The organism is Lactobacillus laiwuensis (assembly GCF_019972835.1).
GTDB lineage: Bacteria > Bacillota > Bacilli > Lactobacillales > Lactobacillaceae > Lactobacillus > Lactobacillus laiwuensis.
Map to the genome: position 1 here is coordinate 126018 of NZ_BPPB01000004.1, position 19931 is coordinate 145948.

18 protein-coding genes are annotated in these 19931 nt (G+C 36.7%); 1 reads left to right on the plus strand and 17 read right to left on the minus strand.

Annotated features, from left to right (window positions below; all coding sequences use genetic code 11):
- Positions 1-4 precede the first annotated feature (4 nt).
- Together mfd and pth are read right to left on the minus strand one after the other, a co-directional pair.
- Positions 5-3499 carry a transcription-repair coupling factor gene (gene mfd / locus LDM92_RS03390; RefSeq protein ID WP_223902014.1) on the minus strand — a complete coding sequence of 1165 codons (3495 nt, stop codon included), beginning with the start codon at positions 3497-3499 and terminating at the stop codon, positions 5-7.
- 2 nt (positions 3500-3501) lie between these two features.
- Positions 3502-4068, minus strand: a complete 567-nt coding sequence (gene pth, locus LDM92_RS03395) for an aminoacyl-tRNA hydrolase (RefSeq protein WP_223902015.1) — start codon at positions 4066-4068, stop codon at positions 3502-3504.
- A 222-nt stretch (positions 4069-4290) separates the two neighbouring features.
- On the opposite strand from pth, the gene cbpA reads away from it, so the two are divergent.
- Entirely contained in the window at positions 4291-4998 is a 708-nt protein-coding gene (gene cbpA, locus LDM92_RS03400; protein ID WP_223902016.1) for a cyclic di-AMP binding protein CbpA, read from the plus strand.
- A 56-nt stretch (positions 4999-5054) separates the two neighbouring features.
- Here the strand turns inward: cbpA and alr are convergent, their stop codons facing one another.
- The 15 genes from alr to LDM92_RS03475 all read right to left on the minus strand — a co-directional run bounded on the left by alr (position 5055) and on the right by LDM92_RS03475 (position 19876).
- Complete coding sequence (alr, locus tag LDM92_RS03405) at positions 5055-6182, minus strand: alanine racemase (RefSeq protein WP_223902017.1); 1128 nt, start codon at positions 6180-6182, stop codon at positions 5055-5057.
- A gap of 1 nt (position 6183) precedes the next feature.
- Positions 6184-6537 (minus strand): holo-ACP synthase, encoded by a 354-nt coding sequence (gene acpS / locus LDM92_RS03410; protein WP_223902018.1) that lies wholly within the window; start codon positions 6535-6537, stop codon positions 6184-6186.
- Between the two features lie 78 nt (positions 6538-6615).
- Positions 6616-8094 (minus strand): degradosome RNA helicase CshA, encoded by a 1479-nt coding sequence (cshA, locus tag LDM92_RS03415; protein WP_198180043.1) that lies wholly within the window; start codon positions 8092-8094, stop codon positions 6616-6618.
- A 10-nt stretch (positions 8095-8104) separates the two neighbouring features.
- Complete coding sequence (locus LDM92_RS03420) at positions 8105-9472, minus strand: UDP-N-acetylmuramoyl-tripeptide--D-alanyl-D-alanine ligase (protein WP_223902019.1); 1368 nt, start codon at positions 9470-9472, stop codon at positions 8105-8107.
- A 130-nt stretch (positions 9473-9602) separates the two neighbouring features.
- A complete protein-coding gene (locus LDM92_RS03425; RefSeq protein WP_034981446.1) occupies positions 9603-9851 on the minus strand; it encodes a type B 50S ribosomal protein L31 in 249 nt (82 codons plus the stop codon).
- A 115-nt stretch (positions 9852-9966) separates the two neighbouring features.
- On the minus strand, positions 9967-10812 hold the full coding sequence (locus tag LDM92_RS03430; protein WP_223902020.1) for a transporter substrate-binding domain-containing protein: 846 nt from the start codon (positions 10810-10812) through the stop codon (positions 9967-9969).
- Positions 10813-10822: 10 nt separating this feature from the next.
- Positions 10823-11563 (minus strand): amino acid ABC transporter ATP-binding protein, encoded by a 741-nt coding sequence (locus tag LDM92_RS03435; RefSeq protein WP_223902021.1) that lies wholly within the window; start codon positions 11561-11563, stop codon positions 10823-10825.
- A 5-nt stretch (positions 11564-11568) separates the two neighbouring features.
- The gene (locus tag LDM92_RS03440) at positions 11569-12246 is read right to left on the minus strand and encodes an amino acid ABC transporter permease (RefSeq protein WP_223902022.1); all 678 of its coding nucleotides are present in this window, start codon (positions 12244-12246) and stop codon (positions 11569-11571) included.
- Positions 12227-12886 (minus strand): amino acid ABC transporter permease, encoded by a 660-nt coding sequence (locus LDM92_RS03445; RefSeq protein WP_223902023.1) that lies wholly within the window; start codon positions 12884-12886, stop codon positions 12227-12229. The genes LDM92_RS03440 and LDM92_RS03445 overlap by 20 nt, the downstream gene beginning before the upstream one ends.
- Before the next feature lie 366 nt (positions 12887-13252).
- Positions 13253-14161 (minus strand): L-lactate dehydrogenase, encoded by a 909-nt coding sequence (locus LDM92_RS03450; protein WP_223902024.1) that lies wholly within the window; start codon positions 14159-14161, stop codon positions 13253-13255.
- 152 nt (positions 14162-14313) lie between these two features.
- Positions 14314-15228, minus strand: a complete 915-nt coding sequence (gene rbsK, locus LDM92_RS03455; protein ID WP_223902025.1) for a ribokinase — start codon at positions 15226-15228, stop codon at positions 14314-14316.
- A 125-nt stretch (positions 15229-15353) separates the two neighbouring features.
- Positions 15354-15824 (minus strand): PTS sugar transporter subunit IIA, encoded by a 471-nt coding sequence (locus LDM92_RS03460; protein WP_223902026.1) that lies wholly within the window; start codon positions 15822-15824, stop codon positions 15354-15356.
- Between the two features lie 10 nt (positions 15825-15834).
- Positions 15835-17547 (minus strand): glycoside hydrolase family 3 protein, encoded by a 1713-nt coding sequence (locus tag LDM92_RS03465; RefSeq protein ID WP_223902027.1) that lies wholly within the window; start codon positions 17545-17547, stop codon positions 15835-15837.
- Between the two features lie 17 nt (positions 17548-17564).
- A complete protein-coding gene (locus tag LDM92_RS03470) occupies positions 17565-19010 on the minus strand; it encodes a PTS transporter subunit EIIC (protein ID WP_223902028.1) in 1446 nt (481 codons plus the stop codon).
- 2 nt (positions 19011-19012) lie between these two features.
- A complete protein-coding gene (locus LDM92_RS03475; protein ID WP_223902029.1) occupies positions 19013-19876 on the minus strand; it encodes a PRD domain-containing protein in 864 nt (287 codons plus the stop codon).
- Positions 19877-19931: the final 55 nt, after the last annotated feature.

Below are 19931 nucleotides of genomic sequence, written 5' to 3' on the forward strand. Positions count from 1 at the left end.
CTCCTTATTTTTGTATGATATCACTGACTGCTGACATAAATGTTACTAAATTAGCAAATAATTGCCGGTGATGGATGTTTTCAGGCAATTCTAACAATACAACTAGTCTTTTTGCTGGAGAAAAACTAATTTTAACCTTATATGTTACATGTTCAAGAGCTTTAAAAATATTCGGGCCCTGCAATTCACTAGACGCTTCTTTAGCAAACTCAACTTTTACTTCATGATCATTAACTTTAGTTATGTTGCGTGCTTGAGCCAAATCTGCTTCAGCTTTTAGCTGTGAAACAGCTAGCAGATTTTCTACAGGCTCAGGATAATTACCAAAACGATCGATTAATTCATCTTGAATTTGTTCGATATCAGCAGTACCAGCCGTTTTGATCTTTTTATAAAACTCTATTTTTTCCTCCTGGTCGCTAATATATTGATCAGGAATATATGCTTCAAGGCCCAAATTGATTTCAGCATTACTTTTTTTAACTTTCTTTTTACTTTTACGGTTTTTAATTGCATCAGACAGCATTTGAGAATACAAATCATACCCAACACTATCAATAAAGCCATGTTGCTGTGCACCTAACATATTGCCAGCTCCACGGATTGCTAAATCTCGCATAGCAATTTTGAAGCCAGAACCCAGTTCAGTAAAATCGCGAATAGCATCCAACCTTTTTTCACCGACCTCAGTTAAAACTTTATTAGGCTGGTATAAAAAGTAAGCATATGCTAAACGAGCACTGCGTCCGATTCTGCCACGTAATTGATACAGCTGACTTAAACCATAGTGATCTGCATTTTCAATTAACATAGTATTGACATTAGGCATATCAATGCCAGTTTCGATAATTGTTGTGGTAACTAAAATATCAAATTCTCTGTTTAAAAAGCGATACAAAATATCTTCCATTTGATTTTTGCTCATACGGCCGTGGACACTAACAATTCTAGCACTTGGCATGAGATTTTCTAATTCTGTTACCACGTCATCGATGTCACCGATATGGTTATGCAGGTAAAAAACTTGACCACCGCGCGCAGTTTCCCTCATACAAGCTTCCTTAATTACGCTTGGTATTTGCTCCATCACGTAGGTTTGAATAGGATAACGATTAGATGGTGGGGTTTCCATGACTGACAAGTCTCTCACGCCAACCATTGACATGTGCAAAGTCCGTGGAATTGGCGTTGCAGTCAAGGTTAAAACATCAATATTTGCTTTCAGTTCTTTTAGCCTTTCTTTATGCTTTACGCCAAATCTTTGTTCTTCATCAACAATGAGCAAGCCTAAATCTTTGAATTTTACATCTTTTGAAAGCAAACGGTGCGTACCTACCACTAAGTCAATCTTGCCTTCTTTCAAGCCTTCCGTTATCTTTTTAGCTTCAGCAGGGGTTTGAAAACGGGAAAGTACAGCATAATTAACGGGAAAATTTTTAAATCTGTCCTGAATCGTTTCATAATGCTGCTGCGCCAGAATTGTTGTAGGTACTAAAAAAGCCACTTGCTTGTTATCTTCTATTGCCTTAAATGCTGCTCTTAAAGCCACTTCAGTTTTACCAAAGCCTACATCTCCCACAAGCAAACGATCCATCGGCTTTTCCTGCTCCATATCGTGCTTAATTTCATTAATTGAGCGCAGCTGATCAGGCGTTTCAACATAAGGAAAAGCATCTTCAAACTGCCGCTGCAGGTCATCGTCTTTTGAAAAAGCAAATCCCTTTTCTGATTCTCTTTTTGCATACAAATCAATTAAGTCATCGGCTATGTCTTCAACTTTAGATTGTACTCTGCTTTTTGTCTTGGCCCACTCACTACCGCCAAGTTTATTAACGTGTGGCTTCTTGCCCTCTGAAGCAACATACTTTTGCACCAGTTTCAGCTGATCTGCTGGAACAAATAGCTGATCACCATGTTGATAAGTAATGGTAATATAATCTCTTTTTACACCATTGTTTTCTAACGTTTTTATGCCCTCAAAGCGTCCAATTCCGTGATTAACATGAACAACATAATCTCCTGGCTTTAGTTCAGTGTAACTCCGCAGTCTTTGAGCATTCTCCATAGTTTTGATTCGTCGACTATGGTGAGTTACCTTATTAAAAAGTTCTCGCTCAGTTAAATAAACCAGGTTATTATTAGGCAAACTAAAGCCACTGGCAAAACCGCCAACGCAAATTTGAGTTTGATTTTCCATTAAGTCGTTTGACTGTACAACAGGAACATCCATGCCAAATTCAGCCATTGTTTGACTAATTTGTTTGGCCCTTTTGTTGTTATCGGCTTGTAAAATAACTGTCTGCCTTTTTTTCTGATATGACTCTATTTCAGACTTGATCAAAGGCATTTGGCTGAAAAATTGCTGAGGTTCCCTAGTCTGCCAATCAAATAACTGTCCTAGTTTTATACGGCCTATACTGCGCTGAAATAATGAAAAATAAATATGATTATGTTTGTCTTGTGACCAGTTTTTATGAAAGTCACTGCGCAATTCCTGTCCCGGAATCATTGCTCCTGTTTTCAATTCATCGTCAATGAAACCTGCGTTTTGTTCATCGACAGACTTAACAGACTGCTCAATTAAAGGCCAGTCATCCAGCATTACTATTCCTGAATCTGACAAGTAATCTAATAGATTTTTAGGTTCAGCTATTAAAAAATCTGTCAAAAAAGCGTAATTTTGCGGTAAAGATCCGTTTTCCAATTCATCTAGGGATTCTGCAAAATGATTCTTAACATCTTTTTCAGGTGCGGGAGAATCTGCCATAGCCTTTTTTATCTTTTGCGCCGCTTGTTTGAAATCATTATTAGAAAAAACTCGATCTTGGGCGGCAGTTACAACAATTTCGTCAATTTGTTTTTGACTGCGTTGACTAGCTAAATCAAATTCCTTAATGGTATCAATTTCGTCACCAAAAAATTCAATTCTAACGGGATTTTCTCTATCAAGAGGATATATATCCAAAATATCTCCCCGTAACGCAAATTCTCCTGGTTTAGCCACTAAGTTTTCACGGCGAAATCCTACCTGTACAAGCCAGCTAGTCAGTTCAGCCAGGTCATATTCATTTTCTGGAACGAATTTGCGTCTTGCTGCCTCATATTTTTCTGGAGCAGACAACTTATATTGCAGTCCCTGTGGTGTGGCAACAACAATGCCCGGTTTTTGACTTAGTAAAAAATTAAGTGCTTGAATGCGGCTGCTTAATTCGTCAGGTGAAGTAACAGCAGTTTGAGTTGCAATTGATGCGTCAACCGGAAAAATTTGTACACTCTCCTCAGGCATAATAGCATTTAATTCACTGTATATTTTTTGTGCTTTATTTTCGTTTTCCTCCAGCAAAATTAACGGTTTACTCAAAGTTTTTACTATTTGACATAAGAGCAAGTCAAAAGCACCGGCATTTGCTCCAGTGATTAAAGAATTTTTTGTTTTGCTAATATTGGCAATAAAACTTAGCAGATCATGATCTTTTTCAATAATATTTGTTAAACGCATTTTTAATTATATTTGTTCATTAAGTACTGCGAGCTTTTTCCAGCAATAAAGTCAGTTATGACTTCACTAGCCGTCGAAAAAGCTTCATCCATCAACTTTTTTTGCTCAGTATTAAATTGTGATAAAACCCATGAAACGACGCTGGCTTCTGTAACATTATTTGGATGTCTAATACCAATTTTCAGCCTGTTAAAGTCATTAGTGCCCAGATCACGTATAATACTTTTAATACCATTATGACCCCCGGATTTGCCATTTGCACGGATGCGGATTTTCCCTAAAGGCATGTCCATATCGTCATGAATAATCAAAATATCCTGTGGATCTACTTTAAAAAAGTGGGCAAATTGCGCAACAGATCTTCCTGAATCATTCATAAAAGTTTGTGGTTCCAGCAAGATAACATCAGCGCCAGCGATCTTTTGCTTCGTATACTTTCCTTCGAACTTTTCTCTTTCAAGGCTTAAGTTATTTTCTTGTAAATAATAATCTAAAGCAATAAAGCCAGTATTATGTTTTGTTCCATCATATTTTTTACCTGGATTGCCTAGTCCTGCTATAATTTTCATCTAATTTCCCCTTATTTTTTATCGTAATAATGATAGCACAATCAACAGACTTAATTTTTTCAAAGACTATTACACTTTGATTTCATTAACTAATTTAGCTTTTTAAAATGTACCGCAAGTGCTAAAATCTATCTGAATAGTTATTTTCCTTTCATATTTATTTAATCCCTGATTTGTTTATGATATAATTGTTGGGATTATTTTTACAACGGAGGCAGTTTCATGCTTATCAAATCTTTAGTTAGAAAAAAAGATTATTTAACTACAGTTAACGAACACGCTACGCTTGAAGAAGCATTAAAAATTCTGGAGGATTCTGGGTTTAGATGTGTACCGATTTTAGATGATACCGGCACTATTTTCCGCGGTAATATTTATAAAATGCACATTTACCGCCATAAATCTCAGGGAAAGGACATGAGTCTACCAGTTACGTATTTATTAAAAAATGCTACTAAAACCATCAAGGTTAATTCACCGTTTTTTAAAGTTTTCTTCACAATCAAAGACTTACCTTATATTTCAGTCCTAGATGAAGAAAATAAATTTTATGGTATTTTAACCCACTCAAGACTGCTTGACATGTTATCAGATGCATGGAATGTGAAGACGGGATCGTATGTACTTACAGTGTTAACTGATAATTCTCGTGGAAATTTGGCTAAAATGACCAAAATTATCAGTAAATTTTGTGCAATAGCAGGTGTAATGAGTCTTGATGCATCTACAGCCGGTGAAACGGACAATGCTGTGAGACGTATCTTGTTTACATTACCGGCAGGACTTACTGAAGACACTTTAAAAGAAATTGTTAGACGTCTTGAACGTAAAAGTTATGTTGTTGCTGAAATTGAGGATCTTCAAGCTGGAATGACACTGATGAGCGATGAAAATCCAGGTGTTTATATCAATCAAGAAGATAACAATTAAATATCATCATTATAAAAAGCACATCAGCTTGATGTGCTTTTTGCTTGCCTCTTTTATTAATTATAATAAATCCGCGGTAAACGATCATCCAGTAAGCAAGCAACTTCATAATGAATGCTGTCAACATAGTCAGCAGCTTTTTTAATGCTGTTGGGCGCTTGCGGATCATTGGAAATTAAAATTACTTTGCTTCCTACTGCCATTTCGCAAGGCAATTTAACCATTAACTGATCCATGCAAACGCGTCCAACAATAGGACAATACTCAGATCCCACCTTAATTTTAAAGCCCTGAAATTTACGAATAAAGCCATCCGCATATCCAACTGGTACGGTCCCGATAATCTCATCTTGATCAGCAATATAAGTTGAACCATAACCTACACCCTGACCCTTATGAATGGTATGAACCTGAACTAATTCACTAACAAAAGACATTGCTGGTTTCAATTTAATTGCGGTTGTTAAATCCGGGCCTGCTGGATTTGATGACGGGTTTAAACCATAAATGCCAATGCCAAAACGGACTAAATCACTGTGAACCCTCTTATTAAAAACACTGGCTGCAGTGTTATCAACGTGAATCCATCTTGGCTTTAACTTCAATAATTTTTTAAAATGTGCGAAACGGTCAACTTGACTCAGAAAGTAGGAATCATCACTGCTATCAGCTGAAGCAAAATGGGTAAACATTCCTTCAACGTTAAAATTCGGATTATTTAGTAAAAAATCGTTTGCAGCAATAAATTCGTCATCTTCGCTAAAGCCAATGCGACCCATGCCAGAATCCACCGCTAAGTGAATTTTTAATTGCAAGTGATTATGACTTAGTTCTGACTCAGAATCTTGTAACCATTTTAAATTAGGAATTGTCAAAGAAATACCATTGACAGCTGCTAGCGAAGCATATTTTACGGGAGTCACTCCCAAAACCAGAATTGGCTGAATAATTCCAGCTCTCCGCAATTCTAACGCTTCGTCTAAAATAGCAACGCAAAAACCACTAACACCGACTTTGACTGCTTCTTGAGCAATTCGTACTGCACCATGACCGTATGCATTTGCTTTAACTACAGCAAACAGCTTTTGATCAGGTCTTAAATGTTTAATTTCTTCTTTGATATTTTGTCTAATTGCAGCTAAATCAACATATACTGCTGCAGGTCTGTGAATTCCAGGAACCATTTTATTTCTCCAAAACAATTAATGTAACTATTTCATGCCGATCATGAGTAATACTTGGGAAAATCTTGCCATCGAATTTAGCGGAAGTAGTAATTGGATGCCCCAATTCATCCCACAGCGTTTCTATATCTTGCAAGCCAATACCTTTGCCAAAACCTGTTCCGATAGCTTTGACAAAGGATTCCTTAATAGAAAAGCGACCACCTAAATATTCCGCTTTACGTCTACCTGATAGTTTTTGATACTGCTCGAATTCTTTGGGAGTTAATACCTTACGAGCAAAATTATCCCCTTTGGCAATAATTTTTTCTACACGTTCAACTTCAATGGCATCAATGCCGACTCCAACGATCATTTTGTTTTCCTCTTAATATCAAAAATATAATACTAAAAAAGAGTTGTAAATTGCCACAACTCTTTTTTAGTAAAAATGTTAACCTTTTTTATTTTTAATAACGAAGTTTTTGCCATTACCAGAACGGCGAGAATGTCCTCCGCGATAATTGCCACGGCTACGGTTACGGTCACCGCGATAGCCACGACTATTCCTTCCGCGGCTATAATGACCACGACCTCCACGACCATTGCCCTTATATGGCAAAGGCTTTTCCGAACTAATTTTGACTTCAACATTTGCAGAGTCTTTGGACAAATTCTTCAAAAAGGCAGATACCAAATCAACTGCTGAATAGTTTTCTAACAATTCATTTGCATCATCGGTATATTTGGATAAGTCCTCTTTCATAATATCTTCAATCTTGGATTTAGCGACCTTCAATTGACCACGTAAGGCTTGATCATCAGATGGTGGACGAAGAGGCGTCATTTTTTTCTTGGTTAACTGCTCAATCGTTCTCATATAACCAATTTCATTTGGCGTAACAAAAGTGATGGAACTACCATTTTGACCAGCACGACCAGTACGACCAATGCGGTGAACATAAGAATCAGGGTCCTGGGGGATATCGTAATTGTATACATGAGTTACACCGGAAATATCCAGACCACGTGCAGCAACATCTGTTGCCACTAAAATATCCAGCTTGCCAGCGCGAAATCTCTTTAATACAGTAAGTCTCCGCGCCTGAGAGAGATCGCCATGAATCCCCGCAGCATTGTATCCCCGTGCCTGAAGTCCCCTGGTAACCTCGTCAACGCGCCGTTTAGTTCTAACAAATACCACTGCCAAATCGGGACTCTCAACATCAATCAAGCGGCACATAATGTCAAATTTTTCTGAATCCTTTGCCCGTACAAAGTACTGGTCGATTAAGTCGGCAGTTAATTCTTTAGTCTTAATGCGCACAATCTCTGGGTTATTCATGAACTTTTCACTAATGTTCAAAATTGGCTTAGGCATTGTGGCACTAAATAATAAAGTTTGTTTACGATTTTTAACGTAACTTAAAATACTTTCTATGTCTTGGATAAAACCCATGTCCAGCATTTCATCGGCTTCATCTAAAACAATGGTATTAACATTTTCCAAATCAATCGTTTTTCGCTTTAAATGATCAAGTAAGCGTCCCGGCGTACCTACTAAAATTGCAGGCACATGGTTCTTAAGGGAACGAATTTGCCGACCAATGTCAGCACCGCCATATACAACTTGTACCCGTGCATTCTCGTCACGCCCCAGCCTGAAAAGCTCTTCTTGTGTTTGAATAGCTAGTTCACGAGTAGGTTCAATAATTAAAGCCTGAATAACCTTATTATGTTTATCTAAATTTTGTAAGATAGGAAGCGCAAACGCTGCAGTCTTACCAGTACCGGTTTGAGCTTGTCCAATTACATCCTTGCCCGCTAAAGCTAGAGGAATTGTCTGTTCCTGAATCGGTGTTGCTTCTTCGAAGCCTGAACGCTTAATCGCTTTTAAAAGCTCATCTTTTAATCCTAATTCTGAAAATTTCACTAAATTCTCCTTATCTAAGCCGTTCTACTACTTTTTCCAGGTGCATCCCGTGGGAGCCTTTCAAAACAACAATGTCGTTCGGCTTAATATCATTTTTTAAATCTGCAATCAATCGTTGCATCTGATCTTGAGTGTAATAATGCAAGTTTTTAGGCTGATAACTTTCTTTAAGCGCAGCCGCCAAATGCGCCATTTCTGTCCCATATAAATAAACTTCATTAATCACTTGGGGATCAAGACAATCTGCTAGACCAGCATGAAGATCAGCTGACCTGTGCCCTAATTCTAACATATCACCCAGAACAGCGATTCTGCGACTTCCTGCAGGTACCTGAATTTGACCAAAACTGGTTATTACAGCACGTACAGCAGTCGGATTGGAATTATAGACATCACTCATGATGTCTTCTCCTACATCGCCTTTTTCCCATTCCATCCTATCAGCAGTGGGAGTAAATTTTTCCAAAGCACTAGCGATTTCTTCATCACTTTCACCAAAGTGCCTGCCGACACAAAGCGCCGAAAGTGCATTAGAAACATTGTGCTTGCCAATCATCGGAATAGTAAATTTATGAGCAGAATTATTAATTGTAAAGGTAGCATGATGCTTGTAACTGCGATAGCCTGTTGCATAAACTGTATCATTTTTGGCAAAACCAAAGGTAACTTTTACTTGTGGTATTTTTGCCGCCCGTTCACGTAAAAGCGGTTCGTCTCCATTATATATAAGTTCGCCATCTTCACGTAAAAAGTCGGTAATTTCCATTTTAGCATCGGCAATTCCTGCACGTGAACCTAAAAATTCAATATGAGCTTCGCCAATCATAGTAATAACTGTAACGTCAGGATGGGTCAATTCACTTAGTTGATGCAGTTGTCCAGCATGATCCATACCCATTTCCAAAACCAAAATTTCTGTATTTGGTTTCATATCTAGAATAGTCATAGGCACGCCAATTTCATTGTTGAAGTTGGCATCAGTTTTATGAACATTAAATCTCTTCGCTAAAACTGCTGCTGTCATATCTTTAGTAGTCGTTTTACCATTTGACCCGGTAATACCAACAACAGTGGGGTTGACCTTATTTAAGTAATACTGCGCCAGTTCCTGCATACTAGTTAACGGATCATCAACTTCTAAAACTGCAATACTATCAGGTTTATTTGGATGATCCTTTTGCCACAATGTAGCACTTGCCCCGTTGCTAATTGCACTATTGATAAAATCATGACCGTCTCTATCGCCTTTTAGCGGTACAAATAAGCCGCCAGCAGCGATTTTTCTAGAATCGAAGGCAACAGAAGTAATAACGGTCTGATCATTGCCTTCACACTTTGAATTTATTGCTTTGGCTATTTCTGCCAGTTGCATTTTCATCTTTTTATCTCCTAGCCGAAAAGAGTTTTTGCTAAAGTAATAATTATACTCCTTATTTAGGTAGTATAACAATTGTGCTTTACATAAAAAAGCAGCCCCAATGGGACTGCCTTCCACCAGATTGAAGATATTACTTGTTGTTCATACCATACTTCTTGTTGAACTTTTCGATTCGACCATCGGCCTGAGCAAACTTTTGCTTGCCAGTGTAAAATGGGTGAGAATCTGAAGTAATTTCAACCCGAACTAGTGGGTAAGTTTTACCTTCATAATCCACTGTTTCTTTGGGCTTCAATGTTGAACCAGCAACAAACTTAGCACCAGTTGCTGAATCCATAAAGACTACTTGTTGGTAATCTGGATGAATATCTTGTTTCATATTTATTTCTCCTTTGCCATGACTCCTATTGCAAGTCATAGATTAATCGATTAACGTTTAATACCTTATCATCTTTAAAGGCAAAATTCAAGACTTATTTATTATAGCAGCTGCATCAATTTAAAACAATGTCGCTCGGCTTAACTTCTTTGCCAAAGTATGGTTTTAATTCCTTATTATAATCAGCAGTAAAGAATTTTTTATTTGCTAACTTAGTAATTTCTTTATTCGTCCAATTTAAAAGAGACTTATTACCCTTTTTGACCGCAGGAGCAATGAATTGATTAGGGCCGATGTTCTTAATTCCAACAGTGTAATTAGGATTCTTCTTTACCCAAGCATAAAGATATGAATTGTCATCTGCTAAAGCAGCAGCGCGTTTATTTTTGAAAGCGTTAAATTGCTGCGTTTTTGAATCAAATTTCAATAAGTCTACACCGCCCTTTTTGGTAAAGTAATTTTCTGCCGTTGTGCCCTTGTTGACAATCAAGTTTTTACCCTTTAGCTGAGAAGCGTTTGTAATTGGTGCATTCTTAGGAGAAATAACTCCGACTGATACCTTCATGTATGGCTTAGCAAAGTCAACAACTTGTTTACGCTCAGGTGTTTGTGTAAAGTTAGCTAAAACAATATCAGCTTTATTTGAATTAAGAGTATCTACGCGATTATTCGCATTAACCTGGGTAAATTTTACTTTAACACCCAAATCCTTAGCCATTTGACGTGCAAGACGGACATCATAACCAACACGGTTGCCATGATCATCAACCCAACCATAAGGAGGCAAATCACCAAATACGGCAACTCGTAAAACTCCCCGCTTTTTAATCGTAGTCACGCTGCTTTCATTGGCATTACTGCTATTATTTTTTGATGACTTGGTACCAAAAAATGCAGCAACTGCAATAATTAAAACTACTAAAACACCGATAATAATATTTCTGCTTTTATTTTTCTTCATATTTTACTCCTTAAAAGTCCATACTAGTCAAGAAATCACGAGCACGATCTGTTTGGGGATGTTCAAAAAATTCTTTACCAGGTGTATTTTCCAAAATTTTGCCCTTTTCTAGAAATAAAACCTGATCTGCTATTTGACGTGCAAAGTTCATTTCGTGGGTTACGATAATCATTGTCATATGATCAACACGGGATAAATCGGTCATAATTTGTAAAACGCCCCGAACCATCTCGGGATCAAGAGAAGCTGTAACTTCATCAAACAGCATTACTTCGGGGTGCATGGCCAGTGCTCTGACAATAGCAATTCTTTGTTTTTGTCCACCAGACAATTCTCGAGGATAAGTATCAACGTATTTTTCCAATCCTACTCGTTTTAACAGCTGCAGAGCCTCTTTTTTGACTTCTTCTTCAGCTCTTTTTTGCACTTTTACCGGTGCCAGCAAAATGTTTTCAAGAACGGTAAAGTTAGGGAACAAATCATAACTTTGAAAAACCATGCCGATTTTTTGGCGTAAAGCCTGCCAATTTTTCGCATCAGTCTCAATCTTTTGTCCTTTAAAGTAAAGTGAGCCACTTTTAAAACCTTCCAAGCCGTTTAAACACCTAATTAAAGTACTTTTACCAGAACCGGAAGGACCTAATAATGTCAGCACTTCACCTTGATGAAGCGTAAAACTAATATCATGTAAAGCTTGCCAATCACCATAAAACTTGTTTAGATGTTCAACGCGTAAAACTTCTTTTGTCATTTATCTCACCTGTCCTGCCTTGCTGCTAGCCGTTTAGACCATACTGATAACGGATAATCTATTATGAAATATAAAAAGAAAATCAAACCGTAAATCCAAAATACAGCTGTCGGATATTTTTGGTTATTAGCTTCAATAATCTGTTGTCCAATCGCGATGACATCCATAATGCTGATCATCATTAGTAAAGAGGTAGTCTTAATTACTCTTGTAGCCAGATTAATAGTTGCTGGTAACTCCAGCTGTACAGCTTGGGGCAACAAAACGTAGCGAAAAAGCTGCACTTTGCTTAAGCCCAAAGCTAACCCTGATTCTTTTTGCGCAATAGGAACTGATTCTATTGCTCCACGAACGATATCACTAAACTCAGCAGCAACCCATAAGGCAAAGGCTAAAACTGCCATCCAACTGGCTGGCCAATTGATGTGAAAGCTGCGCGGTAAAATATAGTAGAACAAAAATAATAGTACGATGGTGGGAACTATCCTGAAGAATTCCAGATATAGCCGCAAAATAAACCGAATTATTTTATTAGGTAAAGTGCGCAATACACCTAGGAATGTACCTAAAACAAGACCAATAACCAGACTAACGCCTGCAATCCAAACAGAAGTCCACAAGCCTTGTAAAATTCTGCTAAAGTTGTTGCCGCTAAAGAAAACATTAATCGCCGAATGTGCCATAGCGTACCTTCCTTTCTAAATAAGTTAACAGTAAAATAATTGGAATTAAAATAATTGCGTAGGCAATCACCAAAATTAAAAGGTACTCATTTGTCCGGTAATACATTCCAATTAGGTCTAGAGCTGTATTAGTTAATTCAGGAATAGCAATTACTGAAAATATGGAAGTCTCTTTAATCAAGAATATGATGTTTGCTGTTAAGGCAGGCATACTTAGCGCAAAGCCTTGCGGAAAGACGACATAACGGGCTAATTGCAGATTATTCATCCCTAAAGCTTTACCATCATCAATCTGAGTTGAACTGACCCCGGCAAAACCACCTGTAAAACCTTCAGCCATGTATGCTCCACCAAGAAATACCAGACCAATAATGCCGCAAGTTTGAGCTGACATTTTTAGCCCAATAACTGGAAAGGCATAGTATAGGAAGAACAATTGAATTAATAAAGGTGTATTTCTTGCTAACTCTACATAAGCTGTTATTAGTTGACTCAAGATTGGTACTTTAAAATATTGTATTAAACTGCAGAAAATTCCCACTACAATAGAAAGAATTATGCCAACAGCAGACAACCAGATAGTCAGCTGAAAAGCTTTTGCAAAAATAGGCAAACTTTGATTAATAATTTGCCAGCTCATTTTAACCTCCCCCTGCAGTACTTAAATGGACTCATAAGTCTCATTATTTGTCACAGTAGTTCTAAAAAAACAAAAGGCCTGCAGATACTTTATTCGCAGGTCCTAAATACTTATTATCTTAAAATTGAGTGCGAATACTAAAAGAAACAAATATTTTGCAAATGATCTAATGAAATACATTTCTTTTCCAGTCTTTGCATTTGTTTCATTAACTGCACTTCTTTCTAAAATAACTATCAGTGTTTCTTATGCTATGCCTTTACTTACTTTTTGTCAATAACTTTGCTTAATATTACTCTCATTTTCTTTCTTTTGGCTAATAAAAACGCGCTCGTTTAGCGCGTTTGGTCTATTTATTTTATCTTCTTATGCCTGTGATTTTTCTTTAATTGCTGCAGCAGATTTTTCCAACAAATTTTCTTCAGCTGGAGTTAGCTGTAAATTAATTTTGTGAACTATGCCTTTTCGGCCCACAATTGCAGGATAAGACATGTAAGTACCATACTTTTCCTGATAACTTGATACAGGCAACTCTGTACGTGAATCTGTTAAAACGGCTCGCACAATTCTCACCGCAGCAGCCGAAACACCATAATTAGTGTAATGCTTGCCCATAAACACATTTTGACCACCAAATTTGATTTCATCTTCTAAGTCACTTGGCTGCCATGATTCATTTTTAGCCAATTCAGTTAATGGCTGTTCAAATACTTTTACTGTTGACCAGGCTGTAAACTGAGTATCGCCATGTTCACCCAATGCAAAACCACTCACAGAACGAGGATCAACATTAAACTTTTTTGCAATAACTTTTTTCATTCTTGCTGTATCAAGTAAAGTACCAGTGCCCAAAACATGTTCTTTGGGTAAACCAGTTAATTGCTGATAAAGACTGGTTATTGCGTCTACAGGATTAGAAATAACAATCAGAATACCGTTAAAGCCACTATTTTTGATAGATTCTGTAATCGGGCTTAATTGCTTTTTATTATATTCAAGTTCTTGGAACCGATCACCCTTTGTTTCTAATGATATTTTCCCTAATGTACTAATGACAATGTCAGCGTCTTTTAGTGCATCATAATCATTAACAATGATGTTGGTATGATATGGCAGATTGGCCATTGCATCTTCAAAGTCAATTGCATCAGCGTTAACTTTGCCCTCATTAACATCGATCATTACTAAATCATCGACTAAACCTGAAATAATCAATTCATGAGCGACGGTACAACCAACATGACCGTCTCCAATAATACCTATTTTTGTTGTCATAATTAAGTGCCTTTCTTTTTAAAACTGTTGAAATATCTCAGCAAACTCTCAATTACTCTTTTATTATACTAAAGATAGAGTTTAAAAAGGCGTTTTTGCTATACTAAATAAAGTAATCTTAATTTCTGAAACTTAAATTCAAAATTAAGTCGTCATTTACCAACTTTAATATCTTTTGCATAAGGAATTGAGGGCTGAGCACCATATTTTTGCACAGTAATTGATGAAGCTTTATTAGCAAAAAGAACTGCGTCTCTTAAGTTAGAAAAATCTGGTCGCAATATACTTGTCATTGCACCAATAAAAGTGTCGCCGGCAGCTGTAGTATCAACAGCCTTGACTTTAAAAGCTGGAATCAGTTCTCTTTTATCCTGATAGTCGTAAAATGCTCCTTTAGCACCGATTGTAATAATAACTATTTTTACACCCTGATCATGAAGCTTAGAAGCAGCCATTTGTGCAGTTCTTTCATCAGTCACCTTAATCCCAGTGATGGTTTCAGCTTCTGTTTCGTTTGGTGTAATGATATCAGTAAGCTTCAACAAGTCAGCAGGGATTTTAGTCATTCCTGGAGCTGGGTTCAAAATTGTTTTTACCTCTGCCTCATGAGCAATTTTGAAACCTTTAATTGTTGCTGCAAGTGGGGTCTCAAATTGTGCGATAAGAAAATCAGAATCTTTAATCAAATCCTGATTCTGCACAACTTCAGCCGGGCCAAAAGCATAATTTGCACCAGCATAAATAGTAATTGAATTCTGACCACTATCATCTACTGTAATAAATGCTTGTCCAGTTGATTCTTTTTTAGTTGTGATAATACCCTGGGTATTAATGCCTTCACTTTTAAGTAAGCCCAGCATTTCTTTTCCCGGCGCATCGGCACCTACACCACCAATAAAGCTAACTTCACATCCTGACCTTGCCGCAGCAACCGCCTGATTTGCACCTTTGCCACCTGCAGCTGAATAATGTCCGGAAGCATGTACAGTTTCACCTGGTCTAGGCATTTGTTTTACGCGCAAATTAGTATCTAAATTAATACTGCCAATAACTGTAACTTTATTCATTTAAACTCTAAAACCTCTTAATTAGCATAATTTTCAAATAATTTATTTCTACCAAAAATAATAACACATTTGAAATTACCCTCAAATGTGTTATTAATTTTATTTATGTATATCCCCCTAAAATATTATTTAGGCAAAGATCCAATCTCTGTTTGTGAATTAACCTGACTCATACTAGTTTGATCAAAATCAATATTCTTATTATTTAAAATGATCACAATTACGTCGGTTTCCTTGCCCGCTTCTTTTGCCTGCTTATAGTCGAAATTGGCAAGTAACTGACCTCTTTTGACCTTATCACCCTTCTTTAATTTAATGTTAAAAGGGCTTCCGTTAAGCTCAACGGTGTCAATACCCATGTGTATCATTATTTCTGTTCCATTTTTACTTTCAATGCCAATAGCATGTTTGCTTGGAGCCAACATAGTTATCACCCCCGTAATTGGAGAATAAATCTCCGTATCCGCAGGAACTACCGCAAAACCATCACCCATTTTTTTAGAGGCAAACAATTCATCATTAACTTCAGCAATTGTTTTAAAAAGACCTGAGCATGGGGAATAAATAGTTTCATTTCTCTTGAAAAAATTAAGCATATTTCCCTCCCTAGATATGTGTATCCCAATAAGTGCAGAATGCATTAACTGGACTCTTACCTTTAAATGGAGATTTACCTAATAACTTATCTACTAAAATTGCTGGAACATATTCATTTGCTGTATATGCATTGATATAAGTTTTTACCATGGGAACATCCTGCAAGTGGTATGGATTAGCGATTGAAATAAAAATAGTAGGAATTTCGTGTACAAACCACGGAACATTGTAGCCCATTGGTTTAAGCCAATTTAACCTGACAGTTGTTTGATTGCTGGCTGTTTTAACGCTAGCAAAATATATTACCGTATCAAACCTGGCTTTTAGCTCTTTGACGGAACCATTAACCATTAAGTCCTTTAAGTCTTCATTTTCAGGATCAAATACAGTTACATTAAATCCTTCTTCTTTCATTTTTGATATAAAAATACTTGAAACAGGAGGTTTGCCACTGGCACTGACAACATCACCTATAACGAAAACAAGAATTTTCTTGTTTTTCTGCAATGTTAAAGGTAGAACATCTTGCTTGTCTTTAACCAGAGTAATTGATTCATCTGCTAATTCTTTAGCCCATTTAACATGTTCTGGACATTTTAAAACTTTTAAAGCCTCTTTTTCAGGAACCAAAGTATTATTTTTTTGCTTTAAAAATAAGTGCAATGCTTCTTTTGTAGCTAATACTCTAGTAACAGCATCATTCAATCTGTCTGTTGATATTACGCCCTCGTTCACTGCATCAAGTACAAAATTAAAGTCTTCATCCAAATCTCTGGTAAATAAAAGCATGTCACAACCAGCATTAATTGCTTGAGGCAACAGCTCTGCTCTTTTTCCTTGTGAACTAAAACCGGCCATGTTAGTAGCATCACTTGAAATCAAACCATTAAATCCTAGTTTCTCTCTTAATAAATCATGAAGCAATTCGTATGATAGAGAACCAGGATAAATATCTTCATCTTTGACATCTGGATTAAAGTATCTCGTATAAGCAGGTTGATAAATGTGACCGGCCATCAATGTCAGTGCTCCATTATTAATCATAGCTTGGTAAATTTTGCCATATGTTTTATCCCAATCAGAAACGCTTAGTGAGTTAACTGATGTCAGAAGATGCTGGTCGCGGTCATCAACGCCGTCTCCTGGGAAATGCTTAATTGCGACTGCCATACCCGAACTTTGGCATGCTTTCATATATTCCTGAGCCATTGATATAACAGTATCAGGATTATCACCGTATGTTCTAACATTTATGATCGGGTTAGCAAAATTTTTATTAAAATCTACTACTGGAGCAAATGACCAATTACATCCCACAGCGCCACCTTCACGAGCAGAAATTAATCCCAAGCGGTATGCGTTCTTTTTATCATTGGAAGCCGCTACTTCAATTTGCCTGCCGTAAAATGTCCCATCAGTACCTATACCGTCCCCACCAGATTCAAGGTTGGCTCCAAGCAAGAGCGGTATTGGGGAAACTTCCTGAATATAACGTTGTAAAGCCTGAATGCTGGAACTCTTTTGCGGACGAAACATCATGCCACCAGGCCGATAGTTCTCAATAACCTCTTTTATTTCTTGTTCGGTTGAATAATTGCCCAATAAGCAAAATAATTGGCCCACTTTTTCTCTGACTGTAATCTTAGACATGAGCAATTTAATATTATCAATCTGTTCATCTTTCAAGTAGAATGGATTGCCCTTTAAATTTATTTCGGTCATTTGCAATGCTCCTTTTCTTAAATATTATTTGTTTGCTTTTTTGGTTTGCAAAAAATGAGGGTTAAGCAAAATGAAATTGCCATGGAAATTAATACTACTATCACTGCACTAATAATACCGGAAAAATTAGTAGCATTAGGAGAAAGGAAGCAAGGAAAAGCAAATATACCTTGTCCACCCATTTGATAAAATTTAACTCCCATTAACATTGCTAAAATACCACCAATAGCTGAGGAAATACAACTTATGAAAAATGGTTTCTTCAGTGGCAGTGTCACACCGTATATTGCAGGCTCAGTAATCCCAAAAATTGCTGGAAAAATTGAAGCAATAGTATTGCGCTTTTGCTTGGTATCTTTAAGGATCAAAGCCAGTGCACAAAGTGCTGCAAGCTGAGTAAAAGGACAGGCTATATTGGCGGCAAAAATAACATCAAATTTTTGTGTTGCTAAATTGTTCAATACTATTGGGATAATGGCATTGTGCACGCCAAAGATTACTAATATTTGCCACATTCCTCCAATAAACGCACCTAACAAAATTGGGCTAAGTTTATATAACTCTTTTACAATCCATGCAATAATATCTGACAACCAAATTGATACTGGACCAACTATTAATAAAGTCAGTGGCACAATTACCAATATGGTTATTAATGGTACAAGAAAATTCGCCACGGATGCCGGACTGATTTTTTTCGCAAAACGTTGAACATAAGAAGCTGCCCAAACTGCCAGGATAATAGGAATAACAGTCGAAGTATAGTTATTTAGCAAAACAGGTATATGTAAAAATGTTAAATATGCCTTAGTTTGAAAAATCGTACCCGACAAGACTGTTGCTGCAGCTTTTCCTGACATTGCTTGTATTAAAGTAGGATAAATAATTGCCGTACCAATAACAAGCGAGGTCATTTGATCAACATGAAATTTTTTACCAGCCGTAACCGCTAAAAATACTGGGAAGAAATAAAATAATGCATCTCCAATAGCATATAAAATAATATATGTACCATCTGTATTCTTTAAGACACCTGCTGTAGTCAAAATTGCCAGCAGTCCCTTAACCATACCGCTTGCACATAAAACGCCCAAGATCGGCACAAAGATACCAGATAAAAGGTCTACTGCTTTATCCCATAAGGATTGTTTTTTATCAATTAGTTTCGTATCTTCCTTCAGAGCCTCTTCGTCTGCTACATTTTCTCCTCCATTAAAATGGTAGAGACCATTAATCTCATCAAAAACTGATTCTACGTGCATGCCAATCACTATTTGATATTGTCCGTTAGCCTGGATCACGTCAACTATTTCTTCGTTTCCTTTAAGAGCCTCTGTATTCGCCTTGCTTTCATCTTTTAAAACAAAGCGTAAGCGGGTAAAACAATGAATTAGAGAGACCACATTGTCCTTTCCACCAATATTTTTTACTATAAATTTACTCAATGAGGTATATTTTCCCATTTTTATTTCTCCTTTGAGATTATGTTTTTCAACATATTGTGAATATGAAGTACTAAATAGGCGCGTTCTTCCTGATAAATGGTGATGCCAAATTTTTGAGCAAAATCATCGCTGAGACTGTTCACACAATCTTTTTCCCTTTGATATTGTTTATCAGACAAAACAACTAACAGAGAAGAATTAACGTCATTTTCTTTATAATCATTATCTAAAATTCTTTGAGCAAAAAAGCGAACATGAGTATCAAAGCGCTGATAATACAGTGGATCTGCTTTCTCAGCAAAATCAATTTTAAAATAATCAAAAACGTAATTCGTAACCCAATGAACTATCTCAACTACACGATAACCGTTAAAATCTCCCTTATTTTCCAACTCACTGTTCACTACATGTAAAGCAATTGTGGCTGCTTCGTCTTCAGCCAAAATGCAACCAGTCATATTACGAATTAATTTAATACCAAAAAGACCAACTTCAAATTCTTGAGGATAAATTCTTTTTATATCCAAAATCAATGGATTCGAAATTTTTATGCCCTTTTTAGCCTGTTCAACTGCTCTGTAAATATGATCGGTTAAAGCTACGATTAGACTTTGATTTAACTCTTGTTTTAATAGGGATTTTGCTTTATCAACTATGTCATTAGCAATTGCATAGTATTCAACTGGTATATTAACCAACAATTTTGCCATAGCTGAGGAGATCTCTTGAGGTAATACTGGAAAATAATATTCTATTTTGCTTTCATCAACTTCATCGCCAACATGTTTTCCGAAAGCTATACCTCGTCCTGTAACAATTAATTCTTTTCCTTTGTCGTCGACTACAAAAGAGACGTTATTGTTAATCCCACGCTTAATAAACACTCAATTCTCCTCCTTTCAATAAAAAATAAAAACCTGCTTGCACACAAGAACCAAA